Origin of the sequence: Polaromonas sp. (assembly GCF_029945895.1) — a bacterium.
GTDB lineage: Bacteria > Pseudomonadota > Gammaproteobacteria > Burkholderiales > Burkholderiaceae_C > Polaromonas.
The window spans coordinates 1-20,589 of record NZ_JAQSDL010000014.1; the positions used below are offsets into that span (position 1 = coordinate 1).

Below are 20,589 nucleotides of genomic sequence, written 5' to 3' on the forward strand. Positions count from 1 at the left end.
CCCTGGACGAAGCCGGCCTGAAAAACTTCGACGCCGACACCTGGTTCGGCTTTTACGCGCCGGCCGGCACCCCGCCGGCCATCGTGAACCGGCTGAACCAGGAGATCAACAAGATCCTCGCCACGCAGCCGGTGAAAGACCGCATCATGGCGATAGGCGGCATTCCGGCCCCGATGTCGCCGTCTGACTTCAACATGCGCGCCGCCATTGACGGCACCCGTTTCGGCGCGCTGATCCGGGCGCGGAACATCCAGGGTGACTAGCCCCCACAGTCGCTCACTGCGTTTAGCTCCTTGCCCCCCGAGGGGGCCGCTGCGCCTGCGGAGCCGGACCCGCGGCCCCTGCTTGAACAAGAGAGGCCGTCCCGTGCCTTACGTGGCATCGGTACCTTGACGACATAATTCAGCCATGAGCAAACAGATCACCCACACCATCCGCGTTGAGTTCGGCGACTGCGACCCGGCGCGCATTGTGTGGTTTCCGAATTTCTTCCGCTGGATAGACGCCGCCTCGCGAAACTTTTTTGTCCAGTGCGGTGTGCCCTCCTGGCAGGAGACCGAAAAAACAATCGGCGTGATCGGCACGCCGCTGGTGGACACCCATTCGCGTTTTCTGCGCACTGCCACCTATGGCGACACGCTGGACATCCACACCTCCATCCCTGAATGGCGCGAGAAGAGTTTTGTGCAGCGTTACCGCATCATGCGCGGGGATGAGGCCATCATGGAATGCGACGAGGTGCGCATCTTCGCCGGACGCCGGGCCAACAACCCGGAAGCGATACGCGCGCTGCCGATTCCGCCAGAGATTCGCAGCCTTTGCGAATAGTCTGAAGCTAAATCGGCCTTCAGCCCTTGCTGGGTGGTCGCAAGCAGCTACAAAATCAGTAGCGCACGGAAGTCGTTGACATTGGTGTGGGTGGGTCCCGTGATCACCAGATCGCCCAGTGGCTCGAAGTAGCCGTAGGCGTCGTTGCGGTCCAGAAAGCCGTTGATCTTCATGCCCTGTGCGACAGCGCGCGTCAGGGTGTCAGGCGCCACAAAGGCACCGGCGTTGTCTTCCACGCCGTCGATGCCGTCGGTGTCTGCGGCCAGCGCGTACACGCCGGCCTGGCCCTGTAGCGCGAGTGCCAGGCCCAGGCAGAACTCGCCCGCCCGCCCGCCGCGGCCGGGGCGGGCTTCATTGCTATCGCCGCGGCCTTTCGCGTCACCGGGCTGCCGGGGCCGGACCGTCACCGTGGTTTCACCACCGCTCAAAATCACGCAGGGCCTGCTGAAGGGCTGGGCGTTGGGTGCCACGGCGCGCGAGGAATCCGAAGATCGCGCAACGGTGCGCGCGATGGCCGCATGCACCTTGCCGACCTCGCGCGACTCCCCCTCCATCTCGTCGCTGAGGATGTACGCGGCCATCCCCGCCGCACGCGCCGCTGCGGCTGCCGCGTCCAGCGATTGCTGGGGCGTGGCCATCATGTGGACCTCGTGGCCTTCAAACGCCGGGGCGCCGGGTTTGGGGGTTTCCAGCGCCCCACTTTCCATCTGCGACAACACGTCTGCCGGCACGTCGATGGCATAGCGCTTCAGGATGGCCAGCGCGTCGGCGCAGCTGCTGGCGTCGGGCACGGTCGGGCCGCTGGCAATGATGGACGGGTCGTCACCGGGCACGTCGCTGATGGTCAGCGTGACCACGCGCGCCGGCGCACAGGCCGCGGCCAGGCGCCCGCCCTTGATGCGCGAGAGGTGTTTGCGCACGCAGTTCATCTCGCCGATGTTGGCGCCGCTGTTGAGCAGCGCCTTGTTGATGCGCTGCTTGTCTTCCAGGCTCAGGCCGTCGGCCGGCAGCGTCAGCAAGGCCGAGCCACCGCCCGAGATCAGGCAGAGCACGAGGTCATCCCGGGTCAGGCCCTGCACCATCTGCAGAATGCGCTGCGACGCGGCCAGGCCGGCCGCGTCAGGCACCGGGTGGGCGGCCTCGACAAGCTCGATGCGCTGCGGCAAGCCCTGAGGCCGTGGAGGAACATGGTGGTAACGCGTGACGACCAGGCCTTCGAGCGGGGCGTCTGCCGGCCACAGCGCTTCAACGGCCTGCGCCATCGAGCCGCCGGCCTTGCCGGCGCCGATGACGATGGTTCTGCCCCTGGGTGGTGGCGGCAGGCAAGCCGCCGTGTTGTGCAGCGGCAGCGCGCGCTGCACGGCGGCCTGATACAGATGCTCGAGAAAGGCGCGGGGTTCGGTGGCGGGGTTCGGTGCGGTCATGCGTTGTCTCCAGCCCTTATTGTGCCGCCGTAACCCGCTGGTAACTCCAGCAGAAGCTCGCGCCGTGGAGGCGCGGCTGCTGAGGTTTACTTCTTGCCCAGACCGAGGCGTTGCGCGCCTTCGGTGTACAGCCGGGTCTTCTCCTTCATGAAGGGGTCCATCTGGTCCACCCCCACATTGACCAGTTCGAACCCGCTTTTGGCGGCCAGCTCCTTCATCTCCGGGTCGGCGTTCAGCGCGGCCCACATGTCCGACAGCCGTTTGCGGGCTTCGGGTGGCGTCGAGCGGGGTACCCCGATGCCACGGTAGGCACCGTCCACCCAGTCCACGCCCAACTCCTTGAAGGTGGGCACGTCGGGCAGGAGCGGATGCCGCTTTTCCATGGCGATGGCCAGGGCACGGACCTTGGACTTGTTGTTGATGGCAAAGGCAGAGTAGGTCATCGCCCCGTCAATCTGGTTGCCCACCACGGCCAGCGACATGTCGCCGGTCCCCTTGTAGGGGATGTAGTTGGTCTTGACCCCGAAGGCGGCATTCATGCGCTCGTGCGCCGCATGATTGGCCGAATTCAGCCCGGAGCCGCCAAGGTTGAGCTTGCCGGGCGCCGCCTTGGCCGCACTGATGAAATCGGCAAAGCTTCTGATCGGACTTTGTTCAGGCACGGCCAGGATATCCGGCGTGAAGTGAAACCAGAACACGGGCGTGATGTCCTGCGTCTTGTATTGCACCTGCCCTTCCATGGGCTGGAACACGATGTGCGGGAGGTTGATGCCGACCACGTTGAGACCGTCACCGGGCAACTGGTTCATCTGGCCCCACATCAGGCCGCCGCCCGCCCCCGCCTTGTACTGGATGATGGCGTCGATGGCTGCGCATTTTTTCTTCAGCACCATCTGCTGGTGACGCGCCGAGAGGTCCGACTCGCCGCCGGGTGGAAAGGCCTGCCAGTACATCAGGTTCCTGTCTGGACAAGACTGCGCCAGCGCCATGGGCGCCACGATCAGGCAGGCGATGCCTATCCAGTGTCGGATGTCAACTTTCATGCTGCTGTCTCCTTTTTTGATATTGATGCAAATGCCACGGGAAAAGGGTCAACGGAAAAGGGAAAAGGGTCACGCCGCGTGCGCCTGTTGCGCGCTGCCCTGCCGGGCAAGCAGCGCACACACAGCGGCGGTGACCTGCGCGGTGGTGGCCTTGCCGCCCAGGTCGCGCGTGTGCAGGGCCGGGTTGGCGGTGACGGCCTCGATGGCCTGCATCAGCTGCTGCGCCGCCGTGTTCTCACCGAGATGCTCGAGCAACATGACGCAGCTCCAGAACGTGCCGACCGGGTTGGCCAGGCCCTTGCCCATGATGGCGAAGGCCGAACCGTGGATGGGCTCGAACATCGACGGGTAGCGGCGCTCGGGGTCGATGTTGCCGGTGGGCGCAATGCCCAGGCTGCCGGCCAGTGCCGCCGCCAGGTCGCTCAGGATGTCGGCATGCAGATTGGTCGCAACGATCGTGTCCAGCGAAGCCGGGCGATTGACCATGCGTGCGGTGCAGGCGTCCACCAGTTCCTTGTCCCAGCTCACGTCCGGGAACTCCTTGCTGATCTGCAGCGCGATCTCGTCCCACATGACCATGGCGTGGCGCTGGGCGTTGGACTTGGTGACCACGGTCAGCAGCTTGCGCGGACGCGACTGCGCGAGTCTGAAGGCGTAACGCATGATGCGCTCGACGCCGGCGCGCGTCATCATCGACACATCGGTGGCCACCTCGATCGGATGGCCCTGGTGGGCTCGGCCGCCGACACCGGAATATTCACCCTCGGAATTCTCGCGCACGATGACCCAGTCCAGATCTTTCGCCGTGCAGCGTTTGAGCGGTGCGTCGATGCCAGGCAGGATGCGCGTGGGCCGCACATTGGCGTACTGATCGAACCCCTGGCAGATCTTCAGGCGCAAGCCCCAGAGCGTGATGTGGTCGGGAATATGCGGATCGCCCGCCGAGCCGAACAGAATGGCGTCCTGGTCGCGCAGGGCGTCCAGGCCGTCGTCGGGCATCATCACACCGTGCGCGCGGAACCAGTCGCCACCCCAGCCCAAAGAGGTGAAGGCAAAGCCGAAATTCTGCGTGGCGGCCAGGGCCTGCAGCACCTGCTGGCCGGCCGGGACCACTTCCTTGCCAATGCCATCGCCGGGGATGCAGGCAATCTTGTAAACCTTCATGACATGTCCTTGAAATGTTCGAATAGCAAGGACGGACTCTAGCGCTTGCCTGATTCAACAGAACGCCTTAGAGTTATTGCATTGTTTACTTTGAGTTAATAATGAGCACACCGGCCTCCGCCCCTTCCGAGATGGCGTTTTTCAGCCTGCTGGCGCGTTGCGGCAGCTTCTCGGCCACGGCGCGCGAGCTCGACGTGACCACGCCGGCCGTCAGCAAACGCCTGGCGCTCATGGAAGCGCGGCTGGGCGTGTTGCTGCTGAACCGGACCACACGCCGCATCAGCCCCACGCCCGAAGGCGAAATCTACCTCAGCCATGCCCGGCGCATCCTGGCAGAGATCGCCGACATGGAGCAGCTGGTGTCCAGCGCGGTGGCGGCGCCCAAGGGCCTGCTACGCGTCAACGCCACCCCCGGGTTTGGGCGCAGCCACATTGCACCGCTGATCTCCGGCTTCGTGAAGCAGCACCCGGACATGCAGGTCCAGTTGCAACTCACCGTCAACCCGCCGCCCGCCAGCGAAGACGCCTTTGATGTGTGTGTGCGTTTCGGCGAACCGCCCGAGGCGCGGGTGATCACGCGCAAGCTGGCACCGAACCGGCGCCTGCTGTGTGCGGCCCCCGCCTACCTGGCCAGACACGGCACGCCCCGGGTGCCGCACGAGCTGACGCAACACAACTGCATCGGCATCCGCCAAGGCGACGAGGCCTACGGCATCTGGCGCCTGGCGTCGGGCAAACGCACGGAAACCGTGAAGGTGCGCGGCAACCTGAGCACCAGCGACGGCGAAATTGCCGTCAACTGGGCGCTGGCCGGCCATGGCATCGTGATGCGCGCCGAGTGGGACATCGCGCGCTACCTGCGCAGCGGCCGGCTGCGCCAGGTGCTGGAGAACCACCAGACCCCGCCGGCCGACATTCATGCGGTCTGGCCGCAGCGGCATCAGGTGTCGGCACGTGTGCGCGCCTTTGTGGACTACCTGGCCGGCCACTTCGAGAAATCGTCCACGCTGGCTGCGGGCCTGGTCACCCGCTGGTGAGCCGCCTGGTCAGGGCGCCGTCAGGGTGTTCTGGCGCCGGCTTCGAACCACTGCCGGACCAGGCCCCGTTCCGCCTCGGTGATGCCGGTGGCATTGTTCATCGGCATGGTTTTGCTGACCACCACCTGCTGGTAGACCGCCTGCGCATGCTGCCTGAGCAGCGCCGGCGAGTCGAGGCGCACGTTCTTCATCTGGACTTGCGCACCGTGGCACTGGTAGCAGCGTTGCTCCAGCACTTTCTGCAGGTTGTTATAGTCATTTTGGCCTGCAGCCCCCGCCCCTCCTGCGCCAGCAGCTATTGAATCAGTAGCAAGCCCGGCGCCTGCAGCCTGCGCTGGCGGTTTCATCCAGACGATGGCGCCAAGAATCAGCACCACCCCGACCAGCGCATAGGGCAGCGGGTTGCCATTGCGGCCCAGTTTGAAGCCATGGCGCATGACAAAAAACTGGCGTATCAGCGCACCGGCCAGCATCATGCCAATCAGCACGAGCCAGTTCTGCGGATGGCCCCAGGTGAAGCTGTAGTGGTTGCTGAGCATGGCAAACAGCACCGGCAGGGTGAAATAGGTGTTGTGCACGCTGCGCTGCTTGCCGCGCTGGCCGTGCACCGGGTCCACGGGCTCGCCGGCCTGGATGCTGGCGACCACCTTGCGCTGACCGGGAATGATCCAGAAAAACACATTGGCGCTCATTGCGGTGGCAATCATGGCGCCCACCAGCAGGAAAGCGGCGCGCCCGGCAAACCAGTGGCAGGCCAGCCAGGACGCCACACAGACAAGCACCAGCACCAGCGCGCCCACCATCGCATCCCCGTTTTTGCGTTTGCCGAACAGCTGGCAGATGCCGTCGTAGAGCATCCAGAACACCACAAAGAAAGAAAGTGCCACCCCGATGGCGGCGCCGGGCGACCAGTTCATCAGCGATTTGTCGACCAGGTAGGTGCCGGCGTTCCAGAGGTAAGACACGGTGAACAGCGCAAAACCGGTCAGCCAGGTGCTGTAGCTCTCCCAGTAAAACCAGTGCAGGTGACCGGGCAAGGTGGGAGGCTTGACCGCAAACTTGACCGGGTGGTAGAAACCGCCGCCATGCACAGCCCAGAGTTCGCCGCTGACGCCCTGCTTTTTCAGGTCGTCATCGACCGGCGGCGTCAGGCTGGAGTCGAGGAAGACAAAATAAAACGAGGAGCCAACCCAGGCGATGGCGGTGATGACATGGACCCAGCGCAGCAGCAGGTTGGCCCAGTCGAGAAGGTAACTTTCCATGATCTCAACCTATGCAGCGACGCGGCGCTGCCTTGTGCAAGCTGCTCACCACTGCGGGCGCTGTAAGCAGACAAAGGCCACGAACAACAAAAAAATGTGCTCCGCTGCGACCAGGGGGAAGCTAAAAGTGTATGCGATCTATGGCCTGCCGGCATGCAACAACTGTGCCGCGACCGCCACTGCAATCACTTCCGGCTCCTTGCCGCTGATGCCGGGCAGGCCGATCGGGCAGGTCACGTGTCCGAGTTCTTCAGCGCTGAAGCCGCGCGCCTCCAGCCGGTGCCGGAAGGTCGCCCATTTGGTTTTGCTGCCGATCAAACCGATGTAAGGCAGGTCGCCCCGCTCGCGCTGGCGCTTGAGGCATTCGGCCACGATGTCCAGGTCCTCGGCGTGGCTGAAACTCATGATCAATACCCGAGACTGCGGCGCCAGGTCCGTCACCGCGCGTTGCACCGGGTCGGAATGCTCGCAGCTTACGTTGGGCCCCCACGCTCGCTCACTTCGTGTAGCTCCCTGCCCCCCAGGGGGGCGCATTTTTCCTTGGGGCGGCCCGGCGGAAATCTGCCCCCACGCTCGCTCACTTCGTGTAGCTCCCTGCCCCCCAGGGGGGCGCATTTTTCCTTGGGGCGGCCCGGCGGAAATCTGCCCCCACGCTCGCTCACTTCGTGTAGCTCCCTGCCCCCCAGGGGGGCGCATTTTTCCTTGGGGCGGCCCGGCGGAAAAATCTGCAAACTCGTCCGGGAAAATGCCGTCACGGCTGTCGATCCAGGTCAGGGCAAACGGCAGGAGCGAGAGCACCTCCATCAGCGCAAAACCCACATGGCCACCCCCAAAAAGCGCAACAGGCTGTAAATGGTTGTCCAGCCGGCGGCGCAGGGCCGGCACATCATCCGGACCTAGCGCTTCAAAACGCAGATGCACCACGCCGCCGCAGCATTGCCCCAGCGAAGGACCGAGCACAAAGCGGCCAGCTGCCTCACCCGGCAGGCCCCGCAAACGCGCACGTGCTCTCGCCGTCGCCTCGTACTCCAGGTGGCCGCCACCTATGGTGCCGACCGCCCCATCGGCAAAAACCGCCATCCAGGTGCCGGCCTCGCGCGGCACCGAACCTTCGGTGGCACTCACCTCGACCAGCACAGCCGGCTCCTGCGCCAGCCGTGCCAAAAACAAATCCTTGTGCTGACTCACGGTAGAAACCCTCTGATTCACGGCCCGCTTTCCGGGACCCGGAGAACGCATAATTCAACTTCCAGGCGGCAGCTTTCCCAGACGGCAACGGCCCCTGACAGACTGCACCATAGCAGCCACGCCGCCTGGCAACTACACAAGGACACGTATGCCTGAAACCTCACACCGCCGCTTCTGGCTTGCGGCCCTGCTGTCGACAGCGGTCGGGGCCCTCGTTTCAGCGTGCAAATCCGCCCCCCCACCGGCGGCCGAGCCCGAACCGGCTGCTCCGTCGTCTCCCGTGGTCGGCCCGATTTCCGGCCCCGCCGGCTCGGCGCGCCAGTCGGCCGCACCTACGGCCCGCGCCTACCGCCAAAGTGGTGCCAGCCACATTTACGGACTGCACGCCGACCGCATCTACAAGGGGAGAATGCCACCCCTGCTTTACGCCGTCGGTGTGCTGAACGTGGAAATCAACCAGGTCGGCATTGTGACCCGCCTCGACTGGATGCGGGCACCGCGCCACGCGCCAGAGGTCATCGCCGAGATCGAACGCATGATCAAGGCCGCATCGCCTTTTCCGGCGCCAGTCCGAATTGGCAAAGTCGTCTACACCGACACCTGGCTCTGGCACAAAAGCGGCAAATTCCAGCTTGATACGCTGACCGAAGGGCAGAATTAAGCCCCCACGGTTGCTCACTTCGTGTAGCGCCCGAGGCCTTGCAGGCCGCGGCTCGCGAGACGCTTCGCCTCTGTCGCCTGTCCAAAGCTGCTCAAGCAGCTTTGGAGCCGCAGGCTCCAGCCCCTCGGGGGCCGCTGCGCCTGCGGCCCCTGCTTGAAGAAGCCCCCCACTCAGTTCACGCTTGCTGGCGAATTCAGGATCCCCGATACGTGGAATAACTCCAGGGGCTGACCAGCAGCGGCACATGGTAATGCTGGCTGGTGTCAGCCACGCCAAAGTCCAGGCTCACCCGGTTCAGGAAATTCGGCTCCGGCAGCGTCACGCCTCGAGCGGAGAAATAGCCCGCCACATCGAAGACCAGCCGGTAAGTGCCGCGCTGCAGGCTGCTGTTGTCATAAAGCAGCCCGTCGGGGTTGCGGCCGTCGCTGTTCAGATGGAAGGCTTTCACCAGCGTGGTGCGGTCGCCGTCGGTGGTGTACAGCTCGACGCTCATGCCGGCCGCTGGCGTGCCGTGCATGGTGTCCAGCACATGTGTGCTCAGGCCCATGTCAATTCCTTGTTGCGGTGAGTCGGTCTGCCCGATGGTCCACCGAAAGTGTATACACTTTTGGGCTTTCCGACTATCATTTGCGCCATGGAATCGTCCACCACCAGCGCCATTGTGGAAGCCCTGACCAGGGCGATTGTGGAGCACCGCCTGCTTCCGGGCACCAAACTGGCCGAGCAGAAACTGGCGGACCACTTCGGCGTTTCGCGCACGCTGGTGCGCCAGGCCTTGTTCCAGCTCTCGCAAAACCAGCTGATCCGGCTCGAACCCGCGCGCGGCGCCTTTGTTGCTGCGCCTTCGGTCAACGAGGCGCGCCAGGTGTTTGCAGTGCGCCGCATGCTGGAAGCCGAGATGACCCGGGCGTTTGTGCGCAGTGTCACGCCGGCCAGGATCAAGGCCCTGAAAGAACATGTAGCGCAGGAAAAAATGGCTGTGGAACGGCAGGACGCCCCGGGGCGCACCGAGCTGCTGGGCGACTTTCATGTGCGCATGGCCGAACTGATGGGAAACGAGGTGCTGGCGCAAATGCTGGGCGACCTGATCTCCCGCTGCTCGCTGATCACGCTGATGTACCAGAGCGCCAGCGCTGCCGAACACTCCCATGACGAACACGCCGAAATCGTCAGGGCGCTGTCCGCCAGGGACGAGGAGCGCGCCGTGCGCCTGATGAACGACCACCTGCAGCATGTCGAGGAAAACCTCAGCTTTGAACGCCAGATGCCGACCAGCGATATTTCCATGGCCTTGTCCTGAACCTGCATGACCATCTACAACACCACCCTGCCCTACCCCAGAGACCTGGTGGGTTATGGCCGCTCGCCGCCGCACGCTCAGTGGCCGGGCCGCGCCCGCATCGCCGTGCAGTTCGTGCTGAACTACGAGGAAGGCGGAGAGAACGCCGTGCTGCATGGCGACGCCGGCTCCGAACAGTTTCTCTCCGAGATGGCCAATCCGCCCAGCTACCCCGAACGCCACCTGAGCATGGAAGGCATCTACGAGTACGGCTCGCGGGCCGGTGTGTGGCGCCTGCTGCGCGAGTTTGAAAAGCGCCGGCTGCCGCTGACGGTGTTCGGCGTCAGCATGGCCCTGCAACGCCACCCCGAGCTGACCGCCGCCTTCGTCGAGCTCGGCCACGAGATCGCCTGCCACGGCCTGCGCTGGATCAACTACCAGGGCGCGGACGAAGTGGTCGAGCGCGAGCACATGCGCCTGGGCCTGGACATCATCACGCAAATGACGGGCCAGCGTCCGCTGGGCTGGTACACCGGCCGCGACAGCCCGCGCACCCGGCGCCTGGTCGCCGACGACGGCCAGTTGGCCTACGACAGCGACTACTACGGCGACGACCTGCCGCTGTGGATGAAAGTGGCGCGCACCGACGGCACCGTGGTGCCGCGGCTCGTGGTGCCCTACACGCTGGACACCAACGACATGCGTTTTGCGCTGCCCCAAGGCTTCGCGCAAGCCGATGACTTCTTTACCTACCTGCGTGACAGCTTCGATGCGCTGTATGCCGAAGGCGACCCGAACGGCCTGAACGCACCCAAGATGCTCAGCATCGGCATGCACTGCCGCCTGCTGGGCAGGCCCGGCCGCATTGTGGCACTGCAGAAATTCCTTGACCATGTCCAGCAGCACGAGGCTGTCTGGATCTGCCGTCGCATCGACATTGCACGCCACTGGCAGCAAGTCCACCCCTATATAGAGAATGACCATGCCCCTGACCCTTGAACAACTGAACGCCGCACCAGCGACTGAAGCCGTGGCCTGGCTGGCCGGCCTCTACGAACACTCCCCGTGGATCGCCGAAGGCGCGCTGGCCCTGCGTCCCTTCCGGTCGCTGGCACACTTCAAACACTTGATGGCCGGCATCGTCCGCAAGGCCGGCCGCGAGGCCCAGCTCACCTTGATCCGCGCCCACCCCGAACTGGCCGGCAAGGCCATGGTCAGCAACACGCTGACGGCCGAATCCACCAACGAGCAGAACAAGGCGGGCCTGACCCACTGCACGCCTGAAGAATTTGCGCGCATCCAGGCACTCAACAGCGCCTACAACACGCGGTTCGGCTTTCCCTTCATCCTGGCCGTGCGCGGTCCCCGCGGCACCGGCCTGAGCCGGCAGGAGATCATCGCCACCTTTGAGCAACGCCTGGCCAATCACCCGGACTTCGAGCTCGGAGAAGCCCTGCGCAACATTCACCGCATCGCCGAGTTGCGGCTCCAGGACAAGTTCGGTGCGGAGCCCCGCCTGGGCAACCAGGTCTGGGACTGGCAGGAAAGCCTCAGTGCGTTCAGCGACCCGGGTTATCTGGAAAAAGGCCAGCTCACGGTGACCTACCTCACCGACGCGCATCGTGCAGCTGCCCGGCTGATTGAGCAGACCATGCGGGACAGCGGCTTCGACGAGGTCAGCGTGGACGCGGTCGGCAACGTGGTCGGCCGCTACAAGGCGGCCGTGACCGGCGCCAAGACCCTGATGACCGGCTCGCACTACGACACCGTACGCAACGGCGGCAAGTACGACGGCCGGCTCGGCATCTTTGTACCCGTGGCCTGTGTGGGCGAGCTGTCGCGCGCGGGCAAGCGACTGCCTTTCGACTTTGAAGTGATTGCTTTTGCCGAAGAAGAAGGCCAGCGTTACAAGGCCACGTTTCTAGGCTCAGGCGCGCTGATCGGCCAGTTCAACCCGGCCTGGCTGGGCCAGACAGACGCCGACGGCATCAGCATGCGGGAAGCCATGCAGCACGCCGGCCTGCCGGCCACGCTGGAGGCCATAGCTGCCCTGCAGCGCAAGCCTGCCGACTACCTGGGTTTTGTCGAAGTGCACATTGAGCAGGGGCCGGTGCTCAATGAACTCGACATCCCGCTGGGCATCGTGACCTCCATCAACGGCGGTGTGCGTTACACCTGCGAGGTCACCGGCATGGCCAGCCACGCCGGTACCACCCCCATGAACCGCCGCCGCGATGCGGCGCTGGCCGTGGCTGAAATAGCGCTGTATGTGGAGCAGCGCGCGGCCCGCGATGGCGACTCGGTCGGCACCATCGGCATCTGGACGGTGCCCGGCGGCTCGACCAACGTGGTACCCGGCCGCTGCCAATTCACGCTGGATCTGCGCGCACCCAACGATGCGCAGCGTGACGCGATGGTGGCCGATGTGCTGGCCGAACTCAAAACCATCTGTGAACGCCGCGGCGTCCACCACACCACCGAGGAAACCATGCGCGCTGCTGCCGCGCCGAGTGCCCGGGCCTGGCAACAGCACTGGGAGCGGGCGGTGGACAGCCTGGGGGTCCCGCTTTACCGCATGCCCAGCGGCGCGGGTCACGACGCGATGAAGCTCCACGAGGTGATGCCGCAGGCCATGCTGTTTGTGCGCGGCCAGAACTCGGGCATCAGCCACAACCCGCTGGAAAGTACCACCAGCGACGACATCGACCTGGCCGTCCAGGCCTTCCAGCACCTGCTGGACCAAGTTGGCGGAACCAAGCATGACTGATGACGAACAACTTGACGCCTGGGTGGACGCCCACTTCAATGAGGAAGTGCGTTTTCTGCAGGAACTGATCCGCGTCCCCACCCCCACGCCCCCCGGCAACAATGCCCCGCATGCCGAACGCACCGCCGAGCTTCTCCACGCTTTCGGTTTCGAAGTGGAAAAACACAAAATCGCCCCGGTGGAGGTCAAGGCTTATGGCCTGGAGTCCCTGACCAACCTGATCGTGCGCCGGCGCTACGGGGAAGGCAGGACCATCGCCCTGAACGCCCACGGCGACGTGGTGCCCCCCGGTGAAGGCTGGACCCAGGACCCGTATGGCGGCAAGGTCGTGGACGGCAGAATTTATGGCCGGGCCTCGGCCGTCAGCAAGTCCGATTTCGCCACCTACACGTTTGCCGTGCGGGCGCTGGAGGCACTGGGCATCCCGCTGCACGGCAGCGTGGAACTGCATTTCACCTACGACGAGGAGTTCGGCGGCGAGATGGGACCGGGCTGGCTGCTCAAGAACAAACTCACCCGGCCGGACCTGCTGATCGCCGCGGGATTCAGCCATGAAGTGGTCACTGCCCACAACGGCTGCCTGCAAATGGAAGTAACAGTGCACGGCAAGATGGCCCATGCGGCCATTCCCGACACCGGTGTGGATGCACTGCAGGCCGCCGTGCACATCCTCAATGCACTGTACGCGCAGAACACGCTGTACAAGAAGGTCAGCTCGAAAGTCGAGGGCATCACCCACCCCTACCTCAACGTGGGTCGCATCGAGGGTGGCACCAACACCAATGTCGTCCCGGGCAAGGTGATGTTCAAGCTGGACCGACGCATGATTCCCGAGGAAAAGCCGTTTGAAGTGGAACGGGATATCCGCAAGGTGATCAATGATGCCGCCAGGGAATGCGAAGGTGTCCGTGTCGAGATCAAGCGCCTGCTGCTGGCCAACGCGCTCAAGCCCCTGCCGGGCAACCAGCCGCTGGTCGACGCGATCCAGAAGCATGGCCAGGCCATTTTTGGTGAGCCCATACCAGCGATGGGTACGCCGCTGTACACCGATGTGCGTCTGTACGCCGAGGCCGGCATCCCCGGCGTGATTTATGGCGCCGGACCCCGCACGGTGCTCGAGTCCAACGCCAAACGCGCCGACGAACACCTGGTCCTCGACGACCTGCGCGGCGCCACCAAGGTGATTGCACGCACCCTGCGTGAACTGCTTGCGCCCCAGCCATGAGCACCCTTGCGCCGACAACCATCGCCCTGGCCGCCGGTGCGGACCGGTGCAGGGGATATCCCGATGGCTGCGCCGCGCGCCCCATCCACAATCAGGGATGCACAGGGTGCCTCCAGACACCAACCCGGCATTCTTCTTGCTTGACGTGATACATCCCCAATATTTCCTGGAGTACCCATGACAAAACGCGCTTTCATCAAGACCATCGCAGCCCTGGCCGTGACGGCAACCACCGCCGTCTGCGGCAATGCCTACGCCCAGAACACGCCCATCAAGTTCCAGCTGGACTGGCGTTTCGAAGGCCCGGCGGCGCTGTTTGTCACGCCCGCGGCCAAGGGTTACTTCAAGGACGCCAAACTCGACGTGACGATTGACGCCGGCAACGGCTCGGGCGGCACCGTGACCCGCGTCGCTTCGGGCAGCTACGACATGGGTTTTGCCGACCTGGCCGCGTTGATGGAGTTCCACGCCAACAACCCGGACGCCGCGAACAAGCCGGTCGCGGTGATGATGGTCTACAACAACACGCCCGCTTCGGTGATGGCCCTGAAAAAATCCGGCATCAAGACTGTGGCTGACCTGAACGGCAAAAAACTCGGTGCTCCGGTGTTTGACGCCGGCCGCCGCGCCTTCCCGATTTTCGCCAAGGCCAACAACATCAGCGGCGTGCAGTGGACTGCCATGGACCCGCCGCTGCGCGAAACCATGCTGGCGCGCGGCGATGTGGACGCCATCACCGGCTTCACCTTCACCTCGCTGCTCAACCTCGAAGCGCGCGGCGTGAAGGCCGAGGACGTGGTGGTGCTGCCTTACGCCGACAACGGCGTCAAGCTGTACGGCAATGTGATCATCGCCTCGCCGAAAATGATCAAGGAGAACCCCGCCGCCGTGAAGGCCTTCCTGCTGGCCTTCACCAAGGGCGTGAAAGAAGTCATCGCCAAACCAGCGGCAGCCATTGAAGACGTCAAGGCACGCGACGGCATCATCAATACCGCACTCGAAACACGCCGCCTGCAGCTGGCCATTGACACCGTGATCAACAGCCCCGACGCACGTGCCGAAGGTTTCGGGCAGGCCAAGGGCCCGCGCCTGACACTGATGGCCTCGCAGGTCTCCGACGCCTTCAACACCAAAACACGTGTCAATGCCGACAGCGTGTGGAACGGCTCCTTCCTGCCCACGGTGGCCGAGCTCAACGTTCTGCCCGCCGCAAAGAAGTAACTGCGACATACGGCGCCTGTCGGCGACCCGCGCCAGCAGACACCTTGAACGACACGGCCGGCCTTTCCCTGAAACGCCGGCCGCTGTCCTGAAGACCCCGGGCGAATCACAAAACTCAAAAAACCATGCAAGCACAACCCGACGGCCATTTTGTTGACTTCAGCGACGTCTGGCTCGCCTACAACGACGAGTTGCTGGCGCAGAACCACTTCGCCGTCGAAGCCATCGACCTGAAGGTGCGCGAGGGCGAGTTCATCGCCATCGTCGGACCCTCGGGCTGCGGCAAATCCACCTTCATGAAGCTGACGACCGGCCTGAAAATGCCGTCGAAAGGCCGCATCATGATCGACGGCAAGCCCGTCACCGGCCCGCTGAAGATTTCCGGCATGGCTTTCCAGGCGCCCTCGCTGCTGCCCTGGCGAACCACGGTTGACAACGTGCTGCTGCCGCTGGAGATCGTTGAGCCCTTTCGAAGCCAGTTCAAGTCCAGGCGCAAGGAATTCGAGGAGCGCGCACGCAAGCTGCTGCAGAAAGTCGGCCTGGGCGGTTACGAGGACAAGTTCCCGTGGCAGCTGTCGGGCGGCATGCAGCAGCGCGTGAGCATCTGCCGCGCGCTGATCCACGAGCCCAAGATGCTGCTGCTCGACGAACCCTTCGGCGCGCTCGACGCCTTCACGCGCGAGGAACTGTGGTGCATCCTGCGCGACCTCTGGACCGAGCAGCGTTTCAATGTCATCCTGGTCACGCACGACCTGCGCGAGTCGGTGTTCCTTGCCGACACCGTGTATGTGATGAGCAAGAGCCCGGGCCGTTTTGTGGTCAAGAAGGAGATCACCCTGCCGCGCCCGCGCGACCTCGAAGTGACCTACACCCAGGCCTTCGGCGACATCGTCCACGAGCTGCGCAGCCACATCGGCGCCATCCGCAGCCCCGTCATCAACCCCGCGCCCGCCACCGCAGGCATAGAGGCCAACAAGCCATGACGAAAAAACAGATTGAACGCTGGTCGCCGTTTGTGCTGCTGCTGGTCATCCTGGCGCTCTGGCAAGGGGTGGTCATGGTGTTCGGCATTGCCGAATACATTTTTCCCGCGCCGCTCGCGATCGCCCAGTCCATGGCCGAGTTCGCCGGCCCGATCGCCCAGGCTGCCTGGAAAACCTTCTGGGTCACCATGGTCGGCTTCGGCCTGTCCATCGTGGTCGGCGTGATGCTCGGCTTTCTGGTCGGCTCCTCGCGCCTGGCCTACGCCGCGGTTTACCCGCTGCTGGTCGCCTTCAATGCCGTGCCCAAGGCTGCCATCGTGCCCATCCTGATTGTCTGGTTCGGCATCGGGGTCGGCCCCGGCATCCTGACCGCCTTTTTGATCTCCTTCTTCCCGATCACCGTCAACATGGCCACCGGCCTGGCGACGCTGGAGCCCGAGTTGGAAGACGTGCTGCGCGTGCTGGGCGCCAAGCGCTGGGATGTGCTGGTCAAGGTCGGCCTGCCACGCTCGATGCCCTACTTTTACGGCTCGCTCAAGATCGCGATCACCCTGGCTTTTGTCGGTACCGTTCTGGCTGAAATGACGGCCGGCGACTCCGGCATCGGTTATTTGATGCTCAGCGCTGGCTCCCAGCAGCGCATGGCGCTGGCCTTTGCCGGGCTGGTGGTGATCGGTGCGATGGCGATGATCATGTACGAGCTGTTCAGCTACATCGAGAAACACACGACAGGATGGGCGCACCGGGGAACACAGGGCGACTGAGGCCACCCGCCTCAGGTTTCATCCATGAAATCGGGCTTCAGCCCAATTGGGACGGGCGCAAACAGCTATCTAAATCATAGTAGGCAGGATCGGTGTGACCGGCGTATTTGCCATCGCACACTCCGTCCCGCCCTCTGGCGCTCGGTGATCGGCGTGTGCGCCTTGCGTCGGATCAGGGCCATTGTCTGACAGGGGTGCGGCCTGCCGGACGGCCCGGCAGGTGCAGCTGCCGGGGGTACACCGGAAGGGTGGCACATGTTGCGCCCATGCCCTCGTCGGTCCACTTCCAAGGAGAGACACATGTCCCCATCCCCTGCCCCCACCACGCCCGATCCCTCGACCACCCGGCCGCTCAACGTCGACCCGGCAGACAAAGACCTTGCTGAGCAAGCCCGGCCCGGCCACGGCATCCCTTCGCAGGACCCTGAGCCTGCGGCACAGACTCCCCTTACGGCTGCAGAGTCCAACCGCGAATCGAATTCCGTACTGATGGGCGGTGGCGGGATAGCCGGTGCAGCTACCGGCGCAGCCGTTGGTGCCGTCCTGGCTGGCCCGGTCGGCGTGCTGGTCGGCGGAACCGTGGGCCTGGTGGCTGGCGCGCTGGGCGGAGCCGCTGCGGGCCCATTGGTGACAGCGGAAAATCCCGCCAGCGCCATCCCGGGGCCAGCCGGCAAGGAAGTCACTCGCGCCGGCGAAACGCGGCCTGAAGATCCCTCCCGCTGAGTCGCCGGCTCGCAACCCTGACGGCAACCAGCCTCTGAAGCACTGCAGCACGGCACCCAGGCCACGCACGATGCTGCTCCCGGCAGTACGGCGCGTACCCGGCAGCAGCGCAAGCCCCCTACCCTGAGCCGGCGAACCCTGCCAGCGTACCCGGCCCGACAACAGAGGTCAGAGAAAGCGCTCGAGCAGCCGCCGTGACGCCCGGTCCAGCGCCCCCATGTCCTTGACGCTGAAGTGCACGCCATGGCCGGCAGTAATCAGCAAGGATTCGCGACTCAGGCGACGGATGTCTTCCTCGCCCTTGAGCACAAAGCTGGTCTCGCCGCGGTCGGTCTCCACCGCCCAGGTGCTGGGTGTGCCGAAACTCGACACGCTGATGAGGCGCGTGATCTCGGGCACAAAATCGCGTAGCGCCAGTTCTTCCTCCAGCAGGCTGCGCTGCGGCAGCGGCAAGTCGCCCAGTCGCTCCAGCCAGGCCAGCTCATGGCCTTCGCTGCTGATCAGGGAGATGCCCTCATCCGGCGCGGCAATCGGGAAGGCGCGCACCGGCACCACGCCCAGGTGCTGCTCGCCGCCGGCCGCCACCAGCAGCAACCGGCCTGAGGCATGCCGCTCCAGCTGGAAAGCAGGGCTGGCTGAAACAGGAGGGATGGTCATGCTCAATCCTTCAGACATTGCCGTTATGCTGAGCCGTATGGGCCACCTGCGAGGTGGCCAGCGCAATCCGGCCTTCCTCTGCATCGGCATTGCCCTCGCTGTCAACCTGACGCGCCTGCGCTTCGTAGAGCCGCCAGTACGCGCCCTGCTTCGCCATGAGTTCGTCGTGCGGTCCGACCTCCACCACCTGGCCGCGGTCCATCACCACCAGCCGGTCGGCCTTGCGCAGGGTGGACAGGCGGTGTGCGATGGCAATCGTGGTCCGGCCCTGCACCAGGTTGTCGAGGGCTTTCTGGATTTCCTGCTCGGTCTCGGTGTCCACCGACGAGGTGGCCTCGTCAAGAATCAGGATGCGCGGGTCAATCAGCAGCGCACGCGCGATAGAGATGCGCTGGCGTTCGCCGCCCGACAGGCCCTGGCCGCGCTCGCCGACCAGCGAGTCGTAACCCTGGGGCAGGCGCAGGATGAACTCGTGCGCATGCGCTGCTCGGGCAGCGGCCACAATCTCGGCGCGACTGGCGCCAGGCTTGCCATAGGCGATGTTTTCCGCGATGGTGCCGAAAAACAGAAACGGCTCCTGCAGCACCAGACCGATGTTGCGACGATAGTCGGCCACGGTGAAACGCCGGATGTCGGTGCCGTCCACGCTGATGCTGCCGTCGGTGACGTCATAAAAGCGGCAGATCAGGTTGACCAGCGTGCTTTTGCCGGAGCCGCTGTGCCCGACCAGTCCGATCATCTCGCCGGGCTGGATGCTCAGGTCCAGCCCGCGTATCACCGCGCGGTTGCCGTAGCGAAAGCCCAGCCCGCTCATTTCGATGCGGCCCTGCATGGGCGCCATGGACACCGGGTTGGCCGGCTCCGGCACATTGGAAGCATGGTCGAGGATGTCGAAAATGCGCTTGGCCCCGGCTGCCGCTTTTTGCGTGACCGAAACAATGCGGCTCATGGAGTCCAGCCGGGTGTAAAAACGGCCAATGTAGGCAATGAAAGCGGTCAGCACACCGACCGTGATCTGCTGTTTGGACACCAGCCAGATACCGAAAGCCCAGACCACCAGCAGGCCAATTTCGGTCAGAAGCGACACCGTCGGGGTGAACAGCGACCAGACCTTGTTGAGCTTGTCGTTGACCAGCAGGTTGTGCCGATTGGCGTCGCGAAAACGCTGGGCTTCGCGTTTTTCCTGGGCAAAGGCCTTGACCACGCGGATGCCGGGAATGGTGTCGGCCAGCACATTGGTCACTTCCGACCAGACCCGGTCGATTTTTTCAAAACCGGTGCGCAGGCGGTCGCGCACCGTGTGGATCATCCAGGCGATGAAGGGCAGCGGCAGCAGGGTGACCAGCGCCAGCCAGGGGTTGATCGAAAACAGGATGGCGGCGGTCATCACGATCATCAGCACATCGGTCGCAAAATCGAGCGCGTGCAGCGACAGGAACACATTGATACGGTCAGTTTCCGAGCCAATGCGGCTCATCAGGTCGCCGGTGCGTTTGCCGCCGAAGTAATCCAGCGACAGATCCAGCAGGTGGTCAAAGGTGGCCGTACGCAGGTCGGCACCTATGCGTTCGGACACCAGCGCCAGCAGATAGGTGCGCGCCCAGTTCAGCGCCCAGCCGAGCAGCGCCGCCGCCAGCAGGCCGCCCAGAATGGCCAGCACCTTCCAGGTTTCGATCTGCTGGCCGTTCTGGAACGGGATCAGGATGTCGTCCATCAGCGGAATCGTCAGGTAGGGGGGCACCAGGGTTGCGGCGGTCGATGCCAGGGTCAAGAGAAACCCTGAAAGCAACTGCCATTGATAAGGCCGGGCGAAGCGCCACAGGCGCAGCAACACCCAGGTCGACGGCGGCGTGTGCAGTTCGCGGGCGCAGGTCGGGCATTCGTCGCTGTCCGTCGGCAGCGCCGTGTCGCAGAAGGGGCACAGGGCCATGTCGTCGCCGGTGGCAGCCGGACCGGGCGTCAATTGCTGCTCGAACAGGCGCAGCAGTCGCAGCGCCTGCACATTGACCGCCAGCGTGAACCGCCAGCTGCGCAATCGCTGCCCCCCTTGATGAAGCTCCAGTGTTCCGACACCGGCGTGGTCGAAATGGCGCAAGGACAGGGGAGACAACTGGCCGGAGGCCTCTTCCGGTCGCAACGGCCAGCTGGCCCACAGGCCGGTTTGCGGGTCGTGGGCCATCAGGCGGCGGTCGGTCAGGGCCAGCAAACCCCGGGAAAAACGAAGTTGTTGATTCAGGTCAACCAGCACCGTACATAGCACGTTCTCATGGTTTGCGAGTTGCGCGCGCAGGTCGGTCTGCGCGGGGCCAGCCTCGCTGGAGGCATCGACCGGATGGGAATGTTGCATTGTGATGTGGAAGCCG

20 protein-coding genes and 1 pseudogene are annotated in these 20,589 nt (G+C 64.4%); 12 read left to right on the top strand and 9 right to left on the bottom strand.

Annotation, left to right across the window (positions count from 1 at the left end; all coding sequences use genetic code 11):
* Both PSV33_RS01515 and PSV33_RS01520 read left to right on the top strand, forming a co-directional pair.
* Window positions 1-263, top strand: a 263-nt coding sequence (locus PSV33_RS01515) for a tripartite tricarboxylate transporter substrate-binding protein (RefSeq protein ID WP_300557831.1), incomplete at its 5' end; no start/stop codon positions are given.
* 145 nt (window positions 264-408) lie between these two features.
* Window positions 409-828, top strand: a complete 420-nt coding sequence (locus tag PSV33_RS01520; RefSeq protein ID WP_300557833.1) for a thioesterase family protein — start codon at window positions 409-411, stop codon at window positions 826-828.
* Between the two features lie 47 nt (window positions 829-875).
* Here the strand turns inward: PSV33_RS01520 and PSV33_RS01525 are convergent, their stop codons facing one another.
* The 3 genes from PSV33_RS01525 to PSV33_RS01535 form a co-directional block, all read right to left on the bottom strand.
* On the bottom strand, window positions 876-2,252 hold the full coding sequence (locus tag PSV33_RS01525) for a glycerate kinase (RefSeq protein ID WP_300557835.1): 1,377 nt from the start codon (window positions 2,250-2,252) through the stop codon (window positions 876-878).
* 86 nt (window positions 2,253-2,338) lie between these two features.
* Entirely contained in the window at window positions 2,339-3,295 is a 957-nt protein-coding gene (locus PSV33_RS01530) for a tripartite tricarboxylate transporter substrate binding protein (protein ID WP_300557837.1), read from the bottom strand.
* A gap of 69 nt (window positions 3,296-3,364) precedes the next feature.
* Window positions 3,365-4,459 (bottom strand): tartrate dehydrogenase, encoded by a 1,095-nt coding sequence (locus PSV33_RS01535; RefSeq protein WP_300557838.1) that lies wholly within the window; start codon window positions 4,457-4,459, stop codon window positions 3,365-3,367.
* Window positions 4,460-4,560: 101 nt separating this feature from the next.
* On the opposite strand from PSV33_RS01535, the gene PSV33_RS01540 reads away from it, so the two are divergent.
* On the top strand, window positions 4,561-5,496 hold the full coding sequence (locus PSV33_RS01540) for a LysR family transcriptional regulator (RefSeq protein ID WP_300557840.1): 936 nt from the start codon (window positions 4,561-4,563) through the stop codon (window positions 5,494-5,496).
* Between the two features lie 20 nt (window positions 5,497-5,516).
* On the opposite strand, the gene PSV33_RS01545 is transcribed toward PSV33_RS01540, so the two are convergent.
* The 3 genes and pseudogenes from PSV33_RS01545 to PSV33_RS01555 form a co-directional block, all read right to left on the bottom strand.
* A complete protein-coding gene (locus PSV33_RS01545) occupies window positions 5,517-6,758 on the bottom strand; it encodes a urate hydroxylase PuuD (RefSeq protein WP_300557842.1) in 1,242 nt (413 codons plus the stop codon).
* 138 nt (window positions 6,759-6,896) lie between these two features.
* Window positions 6,897-7,718, bottom strand: a complete 822-nt coding sequence (locus PSV33_RS01550) for an XdhC family protein (protein ID WP_300557940.1) — start codon at window positions 7,716-7,718, stop codon at window positions 6,897-6,899.
* A 42-nt stretch (window positions 7,719-7,760) separates the two neighbouring features.
* A pseudogene (locus PSV33_RS01555) lies at window positions 7,761-7,997 on the bottom strand (XdhC family protein); the annotation flags it as partial.
* A gap of 97 nt (window positions 7,998-8,094) precedes the next feature.
* Here PSV33_RS01555 and PSV33_RS01560 point away from each other — a divergent pair.
* Complete coding sequence (locus PSV33_RS01560; protein ID WP_300513432.1) at window positions 8,095-8,607, top strand: hypothetical protein; 513 nt, start codon at window positions 8,095-8,097, stop codon at window positions 8,605-8,607.
* A 193-nt stretch (window positions 8,608-8,800) separates the two neighbouring features.
* Here the strand turns inward: PSV33_RS01560 and uraH are convergent, their stop codons facing one another.
* Window positions 8,801-9,154, bottom strand: coding sequence for a hydroxyisourate hydrolase (gene uraH, locus PSV33_RS01565; RefSeq protein ID WP_300557844.1), 354 nt, complete (start codon window positions 9,152-9,154; stop codon window positions 8,801-8,803).
* A gap of 87 nt (window positions 9,155-9,241) precedes the next feature.
* Here uraH and PSV33_RS01570 point away from each other — a divergent pair, with 87 nt between their 5' ends.
* The 8 genes from PSV33_RS01570 to PSV33_RS01605 all read left to right on the top strand — a co-directional run bounded on the left by PSV33_RS01570 (window position 9,242) and on the right by PSV33_RS01605 (window position 17,569).
* Window positions 9,242-9,907, top strand: a complete 666-nt coding sequence (locus PSV33_RS01570) for a GntR family transcriptional regulator (RefSeq protein WP_300557846.1) — start codon at window positions 9,242-9,244, stop codon at window positions 9,905-9,907.
* Between the two features lie 6 nt (window positions 9,908-9,913).
* Window positions 9,914-10,885 carry an allantoinase PuuE gene (gene puuE, locus PSV33_RS01575; RefSeq protein ID WP_300557848.1) on the top strand — a complete coding sequence of 324 codons (972 nt, stop codon included), beginning with the start codon at window positions 9,914-9,916 and terminating at the stop codon, window positions 10,883-10,885.
* On the top strand, window positions 10,869-12,653 hold the full coding sequence (gene uraD / locus PSV33_RS01580) for a 2-oxo-4-hydroxy-4-carboxy-5-ureidoimidazoline decarboxylase (RefSeq protein ID WP_300557850.1): 1,785 nt from the start codon (window positions 10,869-10,871) through the stop codon (window positions 12,651-12,653). The genes puuE and uraD overlap by 17 nt, the downstream gene beginning before the upstream one ends.
* Entirely contained in the window at window positions 12,646-13,878 is a 1,233-nt protein-coding gene (locus PSV33_RS01585; protein WP_300557852.1) for an ArgE/DapE family deacylase, read from the top strand. Before uraD ends, PSV33_RS01585 begins: the two co-directional genes overlap by 8 nt.
* A gap of 177 nt (window positions 13,879-14,055) precedes the next feature.
* Window positions 14,056-15,099, top strand: coding sequence for an ABC transporter substrate-binding protein (locus PSV33_RS01590; protein ID WP_300557854.1), 1,044 nt, complete (start codon window positions 14,056-14,058; stop codon window positions 15,097-15,099).
* Window positions 15,100-15,224: 125 nt separating this feature from the next.
* Window positions 15,225-16,082 carry an ABC transporter ATP-binding protein gene (locus PSV33_RS01595; protein WP_300557856.1) on the top strand — a complete coding sequence of 286 codons (858 nt, stop codon included), beginning with the start codon at window positions 15,225-15,227 and terminating at the stop codon, window positions 16,080-16,082.
* Window positions 16,079-16,846, top strand: a complete 768-nt coding sequence (locus tag PSV33_RS01600; RefSeq protein ID WP_300557858.1) for an ABC transporter permease — start codon at window positions 16,079-16,081, stop codon at window positions 16,844-16,846. Before PSV33_RS01595 ends, PSV33_RS01600 begins: the two co-directional genes overlap by 4 nt.
* A 300-nt stretch (window positions 16,847-17,146) precedes the next feature.
* The gene (locus PSV33_RS01605; RefSeq protein ID WP_300557860.1) at window positions 17,147-17,569 is read left to right on the top strand and encodes a bacteriocin; all 423 of its coding nucleotides are present in this window, start codon (window positions 17,147-17,149) and stop codon (window positions 17,567-17,569) included.
* A 168-nt stretch (window positions 17,570-17,737) separates the two neighbouring features.
* Here PSV33_RS01605 and PSV33_RS01610 read toward each other — a convergent pair whose 3' ends face one another.
* Both PSV33_RS01610 and PSV33_RS01615 read right to left on the bottom strand, forming a co-directional pair.
* The gene (locus PSV33_RS01610; RefSeq protein ID WP_300557862.1) at window positions 17,738-18,226 is read right to left on the bottom strand and encodes a DUF1854 domain-containing protein; all 489 of its coding nucleotides are present in this window, start codon (window positions 18,224-18,226) and stop codon (window positions 17,738-17,740) included.
* 10 nt (window positions 18,227-18,236) lie between these two features.
* Window positions 18,237-20,573 (bottom strand): ABC transporter ATP-binding protein, encoded by a 2,337-nt coding sequence (locus tag PSV33_RS01615; protein ID WP_300557864.1) that lies wholly within the window; start codon window positions 20,571-20,573, stop codon window positions 18,237-18,239.
* Window positions 20,574-20,589: the final 16 nt, after the last annotated feature.